17 protein-coding genes are annotated in these 16,165 nt (G+C 27.1%); 10 read left to right on the top strand and 7 right to left on the bottom strand.

All coding sequences use genetic code 11. The annotated features are described in order from the left end of the window. The first annotated feature begins 50 nt into the window (after positions 1-50). Positions 51-1,505 (top strand): leucyl aminopeptidase, encoded by a 1,455-nt coding sequence (locus ACTTBL_RS02770; protein WP_440643512.1) that lies wholly within the window; start codon positions 51-53, stop codon positions 1,503-1,505. After that, positions 1,498-1,908, top strand: a complete 411-nt coding sequence (ndk, locus tag ACTTBL_RS02765; protein WP_440643511.1) for a nucleoside-diphosphate kinase — start codon at positions 1,498-1,500, stop codon at positions 1,906-1,908. Before ACTTBL_RS02770 ends, ndk begins: the two co-directional genes overlap by 8 nt. Here ndk and purN read toward each other — a convergent pair. Both purN and purM read right to left on the bottom strand, forming a co-directional pair. Next, a complete protein-coding gene (purN, locus tag ACTTBL_RS02760; RefSeq protein ID WP_440643510.1) occupies positions 1,898-2,479 on the bottom strand; it encodes a phosphoribosylglycinamide formyltransferase in 582 nt (193 codons plus the stop codon). The genes ndk and purN overlap by 11 nt on opposite strands. After that, the gene (purM, locus tag ACTTBL_RS02755) at positions 2,454-3,485 is read right to left on the bottom strand and encodes a phosphoribosylformylglycinamidine cyclo-ligase (RefSeq protein WP_440643509.1); all 1,032 of its coding nucleotides are present in this window, start codon (positions 3,483-3,485) and stop codon (positions 2,454-2,456) included. Before purM ends, purN begins: the two co-directional genes overlap by 26 nt. A gap of 11 nt (positions 3,486-3,496) precedes the next feature. Between purM and ACTTBL_RS02750 the strand changes: the two genes are divergently transcribed. From ACTTBL_RS02750 to aspS, 3 genes are read left to right on the top strand one after another with little or no spacing between them, the layout of a single operon-like run. Further along, positions 3,497-4,585: a hypothetical protein gene (locus tag ACTTBL_RS02750; protein WP_440643508.1), complete on the top strand. Its 1,089-nt coding sequence runs from the start codon at positions 3,497-3,499 to the stop codon at positions 4,583-4,585. Continuing rightward, a complete protein-coding gene (locus ACTTBL_RS02745) occupies positions 4,572-5,234 on the top strand; it encodes a DNA replication protein (RefSeq protein ID WP_440643507.1) in 663 nt (220 codons plus the stop codon). The genes ACTTBL_RS02750 and ACTTBL_RS02745 overlap by 14 nt, the downstream gene beginning before the upstream one ends. Continuing rightward, positions 5,235-7,019, top strand: coding sequence for an aspartate--tRNA ligase (gene aspS / locus ACTTBL_RS02740; protein WP_440643506.1), 1,785 nt, complete (start codon positions 5,235-5,237; stop codon positions 7,017-7,019). A gap of 1 nt (position 7,020) precedes the next feature. On the opposite strand, the gene ACTTBL_RS02735 is transcribed toward aspS, so the two are convergent. Next, complete coding sequence (locus ACTTBL_RS02735) at positions 7,021-7,845, bottom strand: TSCPD domain-containing protein (protein WP_440643505.1); 825 nt, start codon at positions 7,843-7,845, stop codon at positions 7,021-7,023. A gap of 114 nt (positions 7,846-7,959) precedes the next feature. Between ACTTBL_RS02735 and ACTTBL_RS02730 the strand changes: the two genes are divergently transcribed. Then, the gene (locus ACTTBL_RS02730; protein WP_440643504.1) at positions 7,960-8,319 is read left to right on the top strand and encodes an NADH-ubiquinone oxidoreductase subunit NDUFA12 family protein; all 360 of its coding nucleotides are present in this window, start codon (positions 7,960-7,962) and stop codon (positions 8,317-8,319) included. Beyond that, a complete protein-coding gene (locus ACTTBL_RS02725; RefSeq protein ID WP_440643503.1) occupies positions 8,282-8,689 on the top strand; it encodes a DUF2155 domain-containing protein in 408 nt (135 codons plus the stop codon). Before ACTTBL_RS02730 ends, ACTTBL_RS02725 begins: the two co-directional genes overlap by 38 nt. On the opposite strand, the gene accC is transcribed toward ACTTBL_RS02725, so the two are convergent. From accC to aroQ, 3 genes are read right to left on the bottom strand one after another with little or no spacing between them, the layout of a single operon-like run. Continuing rightward, positions 8,686-10,023: an acetyl-CoA carboxylase biotin carboxylase subunit gene (gene accC, locus ACTTBL_RS02720; protein WP_440643502.1), complete on the bottom strand. Its 1,338-nt coding sequence runs from the start codon at positions 10,021-10,023 to the stop codon at positions 8,686-8,688. The two genes, ACTTBL_RS02725 and accC, sit on opposite strands and share 4 nt — an antisense overlap. 3 nt (positions 10,024-10,026) lie before the next feature. Beyond that, entirely contained in the window at positions 10,027-10,461 is a 435-nt protein-coding gene (locus ACTTBL_RS02715; protein WP_440643501.1) for an acetyl-CoA carboxylase biotin carboxyl carrier protein, read from the bottom strand. Next, the gene (gene aroQ, locus ACTTBL_RS02710) at positions 10,448-10,897 is read right to left on the bottom strand and encodes a type II 3-dehydroquinate dehydratase (RefSeq protein WP_440643500.1); all 450 of its coding nucleotides are present in this window, start codon (positions 10,895-10,897) and stop codon (positions 10,448-10,450) included. The genes ACTTBL_RS02715 and aroQ overlap by 14 nt, the downstream gene beginning before the upstream one ends. Before the next feature lie 16 nt (positions 10,898-10,913). Here aroQ and thiS point away from each other — a divergent pair, with 16 nt between their 5' ends. After that, positions 10,914-11,132 carry a sulfur carrier protein ThiS gene (thiS, locus tag ACTTBL_RS02705; protein WP_440643499.1) on the top strand — a complete coding sequence of 73 codons (219 nt, stop codon included), beginning with the start codon at positions 10,914-10,916 and terminating at the stop codon, positions 11,130-11,132. 1 nt (position 11,133) lies between these two features. After that, positions 11,134-11,907 (top strand): thiazole synthase, encoded by a 774-nt coding sequence (locus ACTTBL_RS02700; RefSeq protein WP_440643498.1) that lies wholly within the window; start codon positions 11,134-11,136, stop codon positions 11,905-11,907. Here ACTTBL_RS02700 and ACTTBL_RS02695 read toward each other — a convergent pair. Further along, positions 11,900-13,717, bottom strand: coding sequence for an Rne/Rng family ribonuclease (locus ACTTBL_RS02695; protein WP_440643497.1), 1,818 nt, complete (start codon positions 13,715-13,717; stop codon positions 11,900-11,902). The genes ACTTBL_RS02700 and ACTTBL_RS02695 overlap by 8 nt on opposite strands. 100 nt (positions 13,718-13,817) lie before the next feature. Here ACTTBL_RS02695 and ACTTBL_RS02690 point away from each other — a divergent pair, with 100 nt between their 5' ends. Further along, positions 13,818-16,154, top strand: coding sequence for a penicillin-binding protein 1A (locus ACTTBL_RS02690; RefSeq protein ID WP_440643496.1), 2,337 nt, complete (start codon positions 13,818-13,820; stop codon positions 16,152-16,154). The last annotated feature ends 11 nt before the right edge of the window (positions 16,155-16,165 follow it).

Genomic DNA, 16,165 nt, shown 5'->3' with positions numbered 1-16,165 from the left:
ATTTTTATTCATATATAGCATTCATCTCGTATAGATTGTATTTAAAATTTATGACAGTTCAAATATCTTATAAAAATAAAAAAACAAAAAATAATGCTCAAAATCTAGTTTTATTTGTTGATGAAAAGTTCAATGTTTCTAGCTTAAAGAAACATATTTCAGTCTCAGATTATGCGTTTATTGCTGACTTAATTAAAAAAAGAGACGAAAAGAAGAAAATAATATCTTTTGATATTAGCTCAAAAAAGAAAATAATATTAGTCTCATTAAAAAAAAATATTACCAATTCCGATCTAGAAAATTTAGGTGCAAGTTTTTATGATCAATTTAAGAGCAATAAAATAAATGAATTTAACTTAAATTCAGATACTTTATTAACTAAACAAAAAAACATCATTGGTTATTTTGCTCATGGTATAAAATTAAAATCTTACCTATTTGATAAATACAAATCAAAAAAAAATAATAAAAATATTTCAGTAATTATATCTGGCAAAAATCAACTATCTACTAAAGATCAAATTAAATTTAGAGCAATAGAAAATGGAACTTTTTATACTAGAGATTTAGTTTCTGAGCCTGGTAATATTCTGCATCCAGACGAGTATGCGAAAAGATTAAAATCGCTTAGAAAATATGGTTTAAAGGTAACTGTACATGATGAAAAAAAATTAAAAAAACTTGGAATGAATACTTTACTAGGTGTTGGCCAAGGAAGTATCAGAGGTTCTTATTTAGTTACTATGGAGTGGAATGGTTTAAAAGATAAATCTAAACCTTTGGCTTTTGTTGGAAAAGGAGTTTGTTTTGATACTGGTGGTATTTCACTTAAACCAGCTAAGTTTATGGAGGATATGACTTACGATATGGCTGGTTCTGCAGTAGTCGTTGGATTAATGAAAAGTTTAGCACTCAGAAAAGCAAAAATAAATGCTGTTGGTGTAGTTGGTCTTGTAGAAAATATGCCAGGAGGAAATGCTCAAAGACCAGGAGATATTGTTAAGTCTTACAGTGGAAAAACAGTTGAAATTCTAAATACTGATGCAGAGGGAAGATTAGTTTTAGCTGATGCTCTGACTTATACAGAAGAAAAATTTAAGCCTAAATTTATTGTGGATTTAGCAACTTTAACAGGAGCTATAATTGTTTCTTTGGGTTCTGAATATGCAGGTTTATTTTCTAATGATGATAAATTGTCTAAACAATTAATTGATGTTGGTGAAAAAGTTGAAGAAAAAGTTTGGAGAATGCCTCTAAATAAAAATTTTGATAAATTAATTGATTCTAAAAATGCAGATATGCAAAATATAAACTACGTTGGAGGAGCTGGATCTACAACAGCAGCTCAATTTTTGCAGAGATTTATTTTAAATAAAACACCTTGGGCACATTTAGATATAGCTGGAATGGCTTTTTCAAAATATGGTGGAGCGTTAAATTCAGGTGGTGCAACAGGTTATGGAGTGAGATTATTAAACAAACTAATAGAGGATCATTATGAGTAATTTAGAACAAACTTTATCAATTATTAAACCTGATGCTGTTGAAAGAAATCTTGAGAGTGAAATTAAAGAAATGTTTAAAAAAAAAGGGTTTTCAATATTAAAAGAAAAAAAAATTCAAATTGAAAAGTCAGAAGCAGAAAAGTTTTATAAAGTTCATGAAACTAAGCCATTTTATAATGATTTATGTGATTATCTATCATCAGGCCCAATCGTAGTTATGGTTCTTGAAAAAGAGAACGCAGTTTTGGGAAACAGAGAATTAATGGGCGCCACAAATCCAAAAGATGCAGAAGAAGGCACTATCCGAAAAAAATATGGGATTTCAATAGATAAAAACTCTGTGCATGGATCAGATAGTGTTGAAAACGCTAAAATTGAAATAGATTTTTTCTTTAAAGATTAAAAACTTTTAATATAGCCTTTGGGTACAGTTTGTGCTCTTGAACTAAAATTTTTTTAGCAAGAGAAGACTCAGTATCTTTTTTTGAAATTTTTACTTTCTTTTGCAAAATAATTATTCCAGAATCTAATCTAGAATTTACAAAATGAACAGTGCATCCTGAGTATTTTTCCTTATTATTTAATACTCTTTGGTGAGTATTTAATCCTTTATATTTAGGCAGTAAAGATGGGTGTATATTTAAAATTTTTCCTTTAAATTTTTTTATAAAATTTTTTGACAAAATTTTCATAAATCCAGCTAGACAAATCATTTCAATATTATTTTTTTTTAAGATAGAAAGTAGCTTATTTTCACTTAATTTTTTGTTTTTAAAATTTAAAACTTTTTTTTTAATTTTAAATTTTTTGGCATAATTTAAACCCTTTGATTTAGGATTATTTGAAACAATAAAGTTAATCGATATAGGAGATATTTTAGTTTTAGAAAATTTAACTAAAGATTTTAAATTACTACCTGTTCCTGAAATAAATACAGCTGTTCTAGTTTTATTGTTGCCAGTTGATAGAACCATTTAACTTAACTTTGTTTTTACCATTTAAAATTTTTCCAATAACATATGGTTTGTATTTTTTTGAAAAAAATTTACTTATTTTTTTTAAATTTTTACCTTCAACAATAAGACAAAAACCAACTCCACAATTAAATGTTTTAAGCATTTCTTTATCGGAAATTCCATTAGTTTTAAGCCAATTAAATATTTTAGAAGTTTTAATTTTATCTAAACTTATATGTGCTGAGAGCTTATCTGGTATAATTCTTTTAATATTATCAGACAAACCTCCCCCAGTTATATTTGCACAGCCATTGATTAAGTTGTTGTTTATCAAATTCATTATTTCTTTAACATATATTTTAGTTGGTTTTAGAAGCTCAGACTTTAAAAATTTATTTTTTTTAATATTTATTTTTTTTTGTTTTAATAAATATCTTACAAGAGAATAACCATTAGAATGTAAACCGCTGGAAGGAATTGCAACTATAAGATTATTTTTTTTTATTTTATTTTTATTTAAAATTCTATCCTTTCCTACAACTCCTACAGCAAAACCTGCGATATCAAATTTACCTTTTTCATAAGTACCTGGCATTTCAGCAGTTTCTCCACCAACAAGTTCACATTCTGATTGATTGCAGCCTTTGCTGATTCCTTTTATAATTGCTTTAAGTTTTTTAAGATTAATTTTATTTATTGAAATATAATCTAAAAATAATAGGGGTTTAGCTCCTTGAACAATTAAATCATTTACACTCATAGCAACCAGATCAATACCAATAGTATCAAATTTATTTAATGTATTAGCGATTTCAACTTTAGTTCCAACACCATCAGTACAAGCAACGATTCTAGGTTGTTTGATATTACCTGGTATATTTGTGATTGAACCAAACCCTCCTATATTAGAGAACTTTTTTTTGCCTCTTTTTTTTGCTGAATCTGTAGAAATGAAATCAACAAACTTATCTGCAGCTTTAATATTAACTCCACTTTTTTTATAGGTAAATTTTTTTTTATTCATTAATATGTTTTATGAAATTTATTTCTCAACTTAGTATTTTAAAGCTTTTATATAATTTTTTTTTATTTCTTGCTTTAATAAATATTTTCTTTTCCACAGGAAAAAGTCATGCAAAGACATTTTCTATAAATGATATTGAAATATCAACACCTTTTGAAATGAATTTTAATAAAAATGAAATTATTAATGAAGGATTTGCAAAAGCATTTAATGAACTTATTTTGTCAATTATCCAAAGCAAAGATCAAGCAAAATTAAAAAATACATCAATTAATCAAATAAAAGGAATGATAGAAACTTTCTCAATTAAGGAAGAAAAGTTTATTGATGAAATTTATTATCTTACATTAAATGTTTCATTTAATAAAAAAAATATATTTGATTTATTAGAAACGAAAAATATTTTCCCATCTTTACCTGTGAAAAAAGATTTTCTATTCATCCCCGTACTTGTTGATCAAAATAAAAATCTAGTTTTAATGTTCTCTGAGAATAAGATATTTTCCATTTGGAATTTAACTAATAAAAAATACAGTCTTTTAAATTATATTTTACCTACTGAAGATTTAGATGACTTTAGATTGATAAAACAAAATATTAATATTTTGGAAACTTATGACTTCAAAGAAATTATAAATAAATACAATATAAATGACCACATTATTATGATTGTGTTTAAGGATAATAATAAACTAAGGGTATTTAACAAAATTTTTTTTAATCAAAATAACAATTTAAAAAATTTAAATTATACTGAAGTTAATTTTGATGATGAAAAAGAGTTATTTGAATTTATTGATAATTTAAAATTAATCTATGAAGATTTTTGGAAACTACAAAATCAAATCAATACTTCAGTAAAGTTATCTTTAAATATTTCTATTGATAATTCTAATAATATAAAAATTAATAAATTTGAAAAAATTTTATCTGATATGGATCTGATATATAATTTTTCAATTTATAAGTTCGATAATCGAAATAATTTTTATAAAGTTATTTTTAATGGAACACCTGATAAGTTTTTAGAAGTTATGAGTGATCAAAATTACGATTTTGAAATTAAAAATAAAATTTGGGTTTTAAATGACAAATCTTAATCAGCAAATACTTAAATTTGATTATGATCAAAATTTTAAAGATCAGGATTTTTATGTTTCAAACAGCAACGAACACTCTTTTAGCCTTTTAAATAGTTGGCCAAAATGGGATAAAAATTTTATAAACTTAATAGGTGAAAAGTTTTCAGGAAAAAGTCATTTAATAAATATATTTTTAGAAAAGCACAGAGGAATTAAAATTAATGCAGAAGATATTAATAATGATTTTCTTCAACAAATAAAAATATATGAAAATATTATTATTGAGGATTTAAATGAAAAAATAAATGAAAACTTATTATTTACACTTATAAATATAATTGATCAGGATAATAAGTATTTAATTGTAACCTCAAAAATACCAATAGTTGACTTTAAATTTAAATTAAATGATCTTAATTCAAGATCTACTAATTTTATTTTATCTCAAATTGAAAAACCTGGTGACGATTTAATTTATGCACTAATATTAAAAAATCTTTCTGATCGCCAAATATCAATAGACCAAAAACTTATTGAATTTATAATTAAGAGAATTGATAGAACTTATGGCAAAATTTCTGATTTCATATATAAAATCGACGAAATTAGTTTAAAAAGAAAGAAACCAATCGATTTTAAAATTATTAAAGAAGCATTAGAGGTTTAATTGAATAAATACAGAACACACAAGTGTAATGAATTAAGAAAAGAGGATGTAGATAAAAAAATTTCTCTTTCAGGCTGGATAAATAAAAAAAGAGACCATGGGAATTTATTATTCATTGATTTGAGAGATAATTATGGAATTACCCAATGTATAATTGATAAAGATAATAAATATTTTTCTGAATTAGAAAAAATGCAATTAGAAACTGTAATTAAAGTCGAGGGAAAAGTTGTTAACAGATCAAAAGAAACAATTAATTCTGAAATTGATACAGGTGAAATAGAGGTTGTTATTGAGAAATATGAAATTTTGGGAACTTGTAAAGAGCTGCCCATGCCAATTTTTAGTGATCAAGAATATGCCGAAGAAATAAGATTAAAATATAGATTCTTAGATTTAAGAAGAAAAAAAATTCATGAAAATATTATTTTAAGATCTAAAGTTATTTCATATATCCGAAATGAAATGACTAAATTAGGTTTTTTAGAATTTCAAACACCAATTTTAACCTCATCTAGCCCAGAGGGTGCTAGAGATTTTTTAGTACCCAGTCGTTTAAATCCAGGAAAATTTTATGCACTTCCTCAAGCACCTCAGCAATTTAAACAGCTAATAATGGTTTCGGGCTTTGATAGATACTTTCAAATTGCACCTTGTTTCAGAGATGAAGATGCAAGAGCGGACAGAAGTCCTGGGGAGTTTTATCAATTAGATTTAGAAATGTCATTTGTTGAACAAGAGGATGTATTTAATGTTGTTGAAAAGTTAATGGTTAATACATTTAAAAATTTTTCAACCAAAAAACTGATGTTTAATAAATTTCCAAAGATTTCATACAAGGAAGCAATGCTTAAATATGGTACAGATAAACCAGATTTAAGAAATCCACTTATTGTAAATGATATAACTGAAATTTTTACAAGAGAAGATGTTTCATTTGAAATATTTAAAAAATTAGTTAAATCTGGATCTAGAGTAAGATGTATTGTTACAAAAAATACGAAAGATAAGCCAAGAAGTTTTTTTGATAATATTGATAAATGGGCAAAAGAAGAAGGTGCTTCTGGTTTAGCTTATTTTACTTTTGAAAAAGATAAAGATATTTCAGCAAAAGGCCCTATAGGAAAATTCTTTTCTCAAGATTCATTAGCTGAAATCATGAAAATAACAAACTGTGAAATAGGGGATAGTATTTTTATGGCTTGTGGAAAACAAGGTGAATTAGAAAAAATTACTGCACTAGCAAGAGATAAAATTGCAAAAGATCTAGATTTAATTGATGAAAATGTTTTCGCGTTTTGCTGGATTGTAGATTATCCAATGTTTGAAAAAGATGAATCAACAAACAAAATTGAATTTAGTCACAATCCATTTTCAATGCCCCAAGGTGATTTAAGTGAAAAAGATTTTGAAAACCCTTTAGATATACTTGCTTATCAATACGACATAGTTTGTAATGGCATAGAATTATCTTCAGGAGCAATCAGAAATCACAAACCAGAACTTATGTATAAACTTTTCTCTATTGCAGGATATAATAAAAATCAAGTAGATGAAAAATTTAGTGGTATGATTAATGCACTTAGTTATGGCGCACCACCACATGGAGGCATAGCACCAGGAATTGACAGGATAGTAATGTTGCTAGCAAATGAAAAAAATATTAGGGAAGTTACAATGTTTCCAATGAACCAGAACGCACAAGATTTAATGATGAATGCACCATCTGAGGTAAATCCAGATCAACTAAAAGAATTAAATTTAACTTTAAAAAATAAAAAATAACTTATTTCTTACCTTTTAAACTTATTTTTACATCAGAAAGATCAACAAGATTTTTTTTATAATTATTTCTTACGAAACCTTTACTGGTAATGTCTTTTACAATTTTTAATAATTGGTTTTGATCCTCTGAGTTTTGATCTTCTGAATTGACAGCATCATTTCCTCCTATGGCTGGAGTGTGGGCTAGATCTTCTCTATTTTGATATGAAATAGCTAACTCTCTGAAAATATAGTCCAATATTGATGTAGCGCTTAAAATTCTATCATTACCATGGACTTTGCCAGATGGTTCAAATTTTGTGCCTACATATGCACTTATAAACTCATCTAACGGAACACCATATTGAAGGCCTAGAGATACAGCAATTGCAAAATTATTCATTAAAGCTTTAACAAGTTCGCCTTCTTTACTGGTGTCAATAAATATTTCTCCAATTTTACCATCTTCATATTCTCCAGTATGAAGGTAGACTTTGTGATCACCAATAGTGGCCTTTTGAATATATCCTTTTCTTCTGTCAGGCATGCTAAATCTTTTACCTGTCTTCTCGTTAGCTGTATTTATACTTGTTATTACACTTTCTGTATTTATTGGAATTTTTTTGTCTGTTTCGGTAACTACTTCAACTTTTTTATTTTCAAGAACTTTGTTGTTTTTAGGGTCTAGACTTTTTGTTTTTCTGTTATCAAGTTTGACGTCTAAAACCTCAAATTTACCATCATCTCTTTTTTCTAAATTTTTTAACTCTGCCTCATTAATATCATCTAAATAATGATTTACTTTAAAGGTACAGGTATAATAAGTCTCAACTAAATACTTTGCCATTTAACCTCAATTTAAATTTTAATTTGAATATTGAATCAATTAATTTATATACATATTCATATTTTAGTCTAATTTAAATTTTACAATTTTTAATTGAATAAATAAAAAAAAATTATGTTGACACTCTTAAGAAAAATTTTCACATGGTGGAATCAAGATACATTTGGAACAAGACTAAAAACTATTTTTTTTGGAAAACTAGTTGGCACTGATGAACTAGGTAATAGATACTATGAGAGCAAAAACGGAAAAAGATGGGTTATATACTCAAACACAATTGACGCATCAAAAATTCCTGTTGAATGGTATTCTTGGATACATTTTACACCAAATAAAATTGAGAAAAAACATACCTTAGAAAAATATGAATGGCAAAAACCACATCAAGAAAATTTAACTGGGACTGACGCAGCATATTATCCAAATAAAAATCAAGATGGTATTAAAAAGAAATACTCAAGTTGGAAAGAATAATTTTAAATTAATCTATTTAGTTTTTTTATTTTATTTTTGTTTAGTTTTAAACTTAAATGCAAAAAGTAATTTAGAGGGAACTTTTACTGATATAAAAATTTTGGATAAAATAAGTTCTAAAAATACCTTACTTAAACTTAAAAATGGACAATTAATAAAGTTTAAAGATTTATCAATTAAAAGTCTTAAATGTAAAAATTCAGAATTTGATGATAATCCAGAAATAATTGCTTATATTCAGGTTAGAGATTTAACAAATAAAAATAATGATGAAGTTTTTGTTTTTAATGGCTGGATGTTTTCATCCAGTCCTTCGATCGAACCTTTTGATCATCCTGTTTACGATGTTTGGCTTGTGAGATGTTATTAAACAATTGAATCTTTATCTAGCCAACTAACATTAAAATCTGAATTGATAAATTTTTTGTGGTTTAGTAATTTTTTATGTAGAGGAATTGTTGTAGTTATTCCCTCAATAACAAATTCATCTAAAGATCTATTCATTCTTTGAATTGCCTCTGTTCTGTTTCTTCCATGACAAATTAATTTACAAACCATACTGTCGTAATAAGGTGTTACCTTATATCCTTGAAATATTGCGCCATCTACTCTTGTTCTAAAACCAGATGGTTGATGACACATAGTAATAATTCCAGGCGAAGGCTGAAAATTTTTACTAGCATCCTCAGCATTTATTCTACATTCAATTGCATGTCCTCTAGGATTTATATCACTTTGTTTCAAAGCTGTTTCTCCTGAAAAGGCAATCCAAATTTGTTCTTTGATTATATCGATCCCTGTAACCATTTCTGTGACTGGATGTTCAACTTGGACTCTTGTATTCATTTCAAGGAAATAAAATTTCCCATCCTCATATATAAACTCAACAGTTCCAGCTCCCATATAACCTATTTTAGCTACCATTTTTACTGTTCTTTCAAATAAATCTTTTCTTATTTCATCATTTAAAACTGGACTTGGTGTTTCCTCTATTAATTTTTGATGTCTTCTTTGAACTGAACAATCTCTTTCATGAAGGTGAACTGCTCTATTCTTTCCAGCTAATATTTGGACTTCAATGTGTCTAGGATTTTGAAAAAATTTTTCAATATAGACTTCATCATTACCAAAGTATTTTTGTGCTTCAGATTTTGCTGTTGAAAACAAAGATTCAAATTCTTCTTCTTTATAGACTATTTTCATACCTTTGCCTCCACCTCCACCTGAGGCTTTAATTAAAACAGGAAAACCAATTTTTTTACAAAGTTCTTTTGCTTCAGAAATATCCTTTACACCTCCTTCAGATCCTTCAATAACGGGCAATCCATTTTCTTTAGCTATTCTTTTTGCTTGGATTTTATCACCCATCATTTCAATATGTTTTGATGAGGCACCAATAAAATTAATTTTGTTCTCTTCTAAAATTCTTGCAAAATTTGCATTTTCAGAGAGAAAACCATATCCAGGATGAACAGCATCAGCATTTGTAAGTTCTATAGCTGACATTAATGCTGGAATATTTAAATAACTATTTGCTGGTTGATGAGAACCTATACAAACACTTTCATCTGCCATTCTCACATGCATGCTTTCTCTATCTACATCAGAATGAACAGCGACCGTAGGTATTCCCCATTCCTTACATGCTCTAATAATTCTAACTGCAATTTCCCCACGGTTTGCAATTAAAATTTTTTTAAACATTATTTATTCTAGGATTATAATAGTTTGACCAAATTCTACAGGTTGACCATCCTCAACACAAATTTCTTTTACTACACCATCTGCTGTTGAAGGAACATGATTCATGGTTTTCATTGCCTCAACAATCATTATTGTATCGCCTTTTTTAATTTTTTTTCCAATCTCAACAAATTTTTTAGCACCTGGTTCTGGAGCATGATAGGCAGTTCCAATTATAGGTGAAGTAATTTCAGTTCCTGATTTAATATTTTGAGTTTGAGTAGGTGCTGAACTTGATGTAGGTGATGAGGATGAAATAACTTGAGGTTGATTACTTATTGAAACATTATTTTTTGATACTTTAATTTTTGTATCCTTTTCAGTTATCTCTATTTCAGTAAGATTAAATTCTTTTAAATAATCACTTAATTCTTTAATTATTTTTTTATCTATTTTCATTATGCAAAGTCTTTTGTAATGAAATTATGGCCAAAATATATCCTTCAGCACCTAATCCAAATATTCCTCCAGTTACGACACCACTTATAAGTGATTTATGTCTAAATTCCTCTCTTTTAAAAATATTTGATAAATGTAGTTCGATTATTGGTTTTTTAAATAAATCTAGAGCATCCCTTATAGCCACAGAAGTATGAGTAAATGCAGCAGCATTTATTATCATTCCATCAAACTTTTTCCTAGCATCTTGAATTATGTTAACAAGCTCCCCTTCAACATTAGATTGGGTAAATTCAACATGAAGACCAATTTCTTTTGCTTTTTTAGAACAAGCCTCTTTAAGTTCGTCAAACGTAGTTGATCCATATTGTGATTGTTCTCTTTCTCCTAATAGATTAATATTAGGACCATTAATAACAATTATTTTATTATTCATCCAGCACTTATATACGATGAAAAAAATAAAAAAAATAAAAATTAAAATAAATGGTAAATTCAAATCTATAACTCAAGATTCTAGCCTATTTATATTGTTAAAAAATCTAAAAATACCATTAAAAAAAGTAGCAATTGAACTGAATGAAGAAATAATAGATAAAAAAAAAATTGATAAGATAACATTAAATAATAATGATAAAATTGAAATAGTTCATTTCATTGGAGGTGGTTAGTTTGAAAAAAGATAGTTTAATTATCGCAAAAAGAAAATTTAATTCCAGATTAATTGTTGGAACTGGAAAATATAAAAGCATGTCTGAGTGTGCAAAAGCAATTAAGCTGTCTGGAGCTGAAATCGTAACAGTTGCTGTAAGAAGGGTCAATATTTCAGATAAGAATAAGCCTTTACTGATGGATTATATTGATCCAAAAAAAATTACATATTTACCCAATACAGCAGGATGTTTTAATTCAAAAGAAGCTCTGAGAACTTTAAGATTAGCAAGAGAAATAGGTGGTTGGAAATTAGTTAAATTGGAAGTTTTAGGAGATAAAAAGAATTTATTTCCCGACATGATTGAAACTTTAAAATCTACAGAAGTTCTCGCTAAAGAAGGTTTTAAGGTTATGGTTTATTGTAATGATGATCCTTTAATGGCTAAGCGTTTAGAGAATTCAGGTGCTGACGCTATTATGCCCCTTGCTGCACCAATTGGATCAGGACTAGGCATACAAAACAAAATCAATATTCAAATAATTAGAAAACAAACCAAACTTCCATTAATTATTGATGCTGGTTTAGGTCAAGCTTCAGACGCTACAATTGCAATGGAATTAGGATGTGATGGAGTGCTTGTCAACACCGCTATAGCAAAAGCAAAAAAACCATTTGAAATGGCTTTAGCTTTTAAAAATGCAGTTATAGCAGGAAGACAATCTTATAAATCTGGAAGAATAGATAAAATTTTAATGGGTAATCCATCCTCACCATCAAAAGGAATTATTTAGTCTTTTTATAATACCTTTTTTTATTATATTTTTTTTTATTAATCTTTTTATTTTCTTTTTTTTCTGAAAATTTATATTCTTTATTTTGTATTTCTAAATTTTTTAATTTTTCATAATATTCTATCAGCTCTATCGTCTTTTTTGATTTATTTTTTATGTCTATAATGTACTCAGGTATAATTAAAGAATTATCGCTAATAATATCTATTTTCATTTTATTTTTTTTCTCAAAATAAGTTAAGTCATTAACAAAATTTTCTTTAAGAAAATCTGAAATTTTTTCACAAACTTTTAATTCAACAAATTTAGCTTTGTTAATTACAGCTTTTAACTCAACAAGTTTTAAAAGCTTTTGAGCAAAAGACTCGTCTGTTAATGTAACTTTCCATTTTATTGCGCTTTCCCTCAGTCTTTGTCTTGACATCTCCAGAAGACCAAAATTACTTATTCTTCCAATTTGAATTCTAGCTCTATCTGACCTGCATTTTTCTTTAAGTTTTCTTTCTACCAACCTTCTATTTCCATAACTTAGCATATCAATAAAATCTATAATGATTAAACCAGACAAATCTCTTATCTTTATTTGTCTTGCAATTTCCTCTGCAGCTTCAATATTTGTATCTAAAGCAGTACTTTCAACATTTTTTCCTTTTATTGAACTTCCAGAATTTATATCGATAGAAACTAAAGCCTCTGTCGGGTTAATAACTAAATATCCTCCTGACTTTAGTTTAATTTCAGAGTCAAAAATTTGATTTAACTTTTGTTCGATATTTTCTTGAATAAATAGTGGAATTTTTCCTCTATATTTTTTTACTTTTTTGACATTTGATGGCATCATTGTTTTCATGAATGATTGAGCTTTTTTATAACCCTCGTTACCTTCTACAATTATATTTTGGGTATTTTCGTCAAACATATCTCTTAATGTTCTTTTAATTATTTCACTTTCTTGATGTATTAAAGAAGGAGCAATAGAGTTTATTGCATTTTCTTTTATCTGACTCCAAGAATTAATCAAAGTTTCTAAATCACTATTTATTTCATTTTTCGTTTTATTGCTTCCGGCAGTTCTGACAATTAATCCCATCTCTTTAGGTATTTCAATTTCATTTAAAATTGATCTTATTTTTTTTCTATCAGCAGGATTAAATATTTTTCTTGATATACCTCCTCCTTTAGGAGTGTTTGGCATTAATACTATATACTTACCAGCAATAGAAATGAAAGTGCTTAAAGCTGCACCTTTTTGACCCCTCTCATCTTTAATAACTTGTACAAGAATTACCTGGTTAGGTTTAATTACTTCCTGAATTTTATATCTTTTAAATTTAAATCTATGCTCTTTCTTTTTTTCTTTTCCATCATCTAAATTTTCTTTTTCAGCGATATTTTCTTTATTATTTGAATCTTCTTCTAATTGTTCTTCTGATATCTTTTCTATAGGATCATCAATTTCTAGTTTTCCTTCAGCAATATTTTCCTCTTCTTTAGCCTCAACTTCTCTTGAAAGTTCTTCTCTAGCTTTTTCTTCTTCCTCTTTAATTCTTTCTAAATCTGCTTTTGGTATCTGATAATAATCTGATTGAATATCATTAAAAGACAAAAACCCATGCCTCTCTCTTCCAAAATCAACAAAGGCTGCTTGCAAAGAGGGCTCAATTCTACTTACTTTGCCTAAATAAATATTATTTTTAATTAAGTTATTTTTTAAACCTTCGTACTCGTAATCTTCAATATTTTCGCCTGATTTAAGAACAACTCTAGTTTCGTTAGGATGCGAAGCATCGATATATAAATTTTTTTCCATAATTTTGTAAATGTTAATTTCATTAGTAATTTAATTTTTAAAATTTTGTTTAATTTTCTTGCCATATCTTTAACAAATTCCAAGATATAATGAAATTAAAATGAATAAATTTTTTAGAAATATCTTTATTTTAATTACTTCTTTTATTCTATTATCAGCAATTTCAATAATAAGTGTTTTATGGACTTATTCTAATGATTTACCAGATTATAAATTTCTTAAAAGTTACAAACCTCCTGTTTCCAGTAAAGTTTACTCTGGAAATGGTGATTTGGTGGCTGATTTTTCACAGGAAAAAAGAATATTTGTTCCATTTAATTCAATTCCAAAAAATGTAATTAACTCATTTTTATCTGCTGAAGATAAAAATTTTTTCAAACATCCAGGCGTTGATGCTAAAGGTGTTATTAGAGCTGTAATAAATAATATTTCAAATATTTTATCATCTAAAAGGTTAGAGGGAGCATCTACAATTACTCAACAGGTAGCAAAAAACTTTTTACTAACAAATGAAGTAAGTTTAAATAGAAAAATTAAGGAGGCAATTTTAGCTTTTAGAATAGAGAGAGCTTTATCTAAAGAAAGAATTCTAGAACTTTATCTAAACCAAATTTATCTTGGAAGTGGAGCATATGGAGTAGCTGCAGCTAGCTTAGAATATTTTGATAAATCTATTAAAGATTTAAATTACTCAGAAGCCGCTTTATTAGCAGCTTTGCCAAAAGCACCTAGCAGATATAATCCTTATAGAGATCCAGATATAGCAACATTTAGAAGAAATTTAGTTTTAAAAAATTTGTTAGATAATAATTATTTAACCTCAGAGTGGTATGAAAAACTTACAAAAGAGGAAATAATTTTAAAAAAAAATAAAAAAATTTATTTAGAAGATGCTCAATATTTTATTGAAGATGTGAGAAAGAGTGTAATTGATACTTTGAGCTATGATAAAGTTTATAAACAAGGTTTTAATATCAATACTCCAATAGATTTAAATTTACAAACAATTGCAACAAAATCACTCAGAGATGGATTAATAGCATATGATAAAAGAAAGGGATGGAGAGGACCGCTTACTAATAAGATTTATAATTCAGAATGGAAAAAAAATTTAGAAAAGTATAAATTAGAAAATTCAATTAATTGGAAATTAGCAATAGTCAAAAAGATAAATAAATTTTCAGCAGAAATAGAAACAGAAGATAATATTGAAGGTGTTATTGAATATCAGAGTATTTCATGGACAAAGAAAGAATTTAATAAGTTATTAAAACCTGGTGATATTATTTATGTTAAAAATTTTAAAGAAAATATTTTTAACTTACAACAATTACCAAAGGTAAATGGTGGAATTGTTGTGATGGATCCATTCACTGGAAGAGTTTTAGCACTAAGTGGTGGTTTTAGTTTTAAACAAAGTGAATTTAATAGAGCAACTCAAGCTAAAAGACAACCCGGATCAGCTTTTAAACCATTTGTTTATGCATTGGCTTTAGAGAATAATTTTACACCAACATCACTAGTTTTAGATGCACCACTGGTTTTAGACCAGGGAGATGATTTAAAAATGTGGAAACCAGAAAATTATGGAAAAAAATTTTATGGGCCTTCGACTTTAAGGGTTGGTTTGGAGAAATCTAGAAATTTGATGACAGTAAGAATAGCCCAAAATCTTGGTGTAGAGAAAATAGTTGATTTTTCAAAAGCATTAAAAATTTATAATAATCCAGAAGAACTTTTGTCTATATCTTTGGGATCTACTGAAACAACTTTATTAAAACTTACGTCTGCTTATTCAGTTTTTGTTAATGGAGGAAAACTTGTTGAACCAATACTGATAGATAGAATTCAGGACAGTGAGGGCAATACTATTTTTAATAATGATAAAAGAAAATGTATTAATTGTGATCAAATCTCTTATTTAACCAACGACTATCCAGAGATTAAAAACAACTATACGCAAATTTTTTCTCCAGAAACAGCTTTTCAAATGACATCAATTTTAGAAGGAGTTGTTCAAAGAGGTACAGCTAAAAAACTAAAAGACTTAAATTTAAATATTGCAGGTAAAACTGGAACAACAAACAAAAATACAGATACCTGGTTTATAGGTTTTACTTCAAATTTATTAGTTGGAGTTTATGTTGGCTCAGATAACCCAACTCCATTAGGAAAATATGAAACAGGATCTAAAACTGCTTTGCCAATATTCAAAAGTTTTATAAGTGATTCCGTTAACAAATATGATGCAAGACCATTTAAGGCTGCTAAAGGAACAGTTATGATGGTTGTTGATCCTTTAACAGGTCAAAAAGCAAAATTTAACTCAAAGAATACTATTATTGAGGTTTTTAAAAAAGAAAATGTAGTTGATGGAAAAGTAATTTATACAAATTCAGATAGATTAGATTCAAATAATATATTAAAGTTTTATTAATGGATAATAAT

This window comes from Candidatus Pelagibacter sp. HIMB123 (assembly GCF_052048195.1).
In the GTDB taxonomy this organism is placed as follows: domain Bacteria; phylum Pseudomonadota; class Alphaproteobacteria; order Pelagibacterales; family Pelagibacteraceae; genus Pelagibacter.
This window is presented reverse-complemented; position numbering and strand designations above follow the sequence as displayed.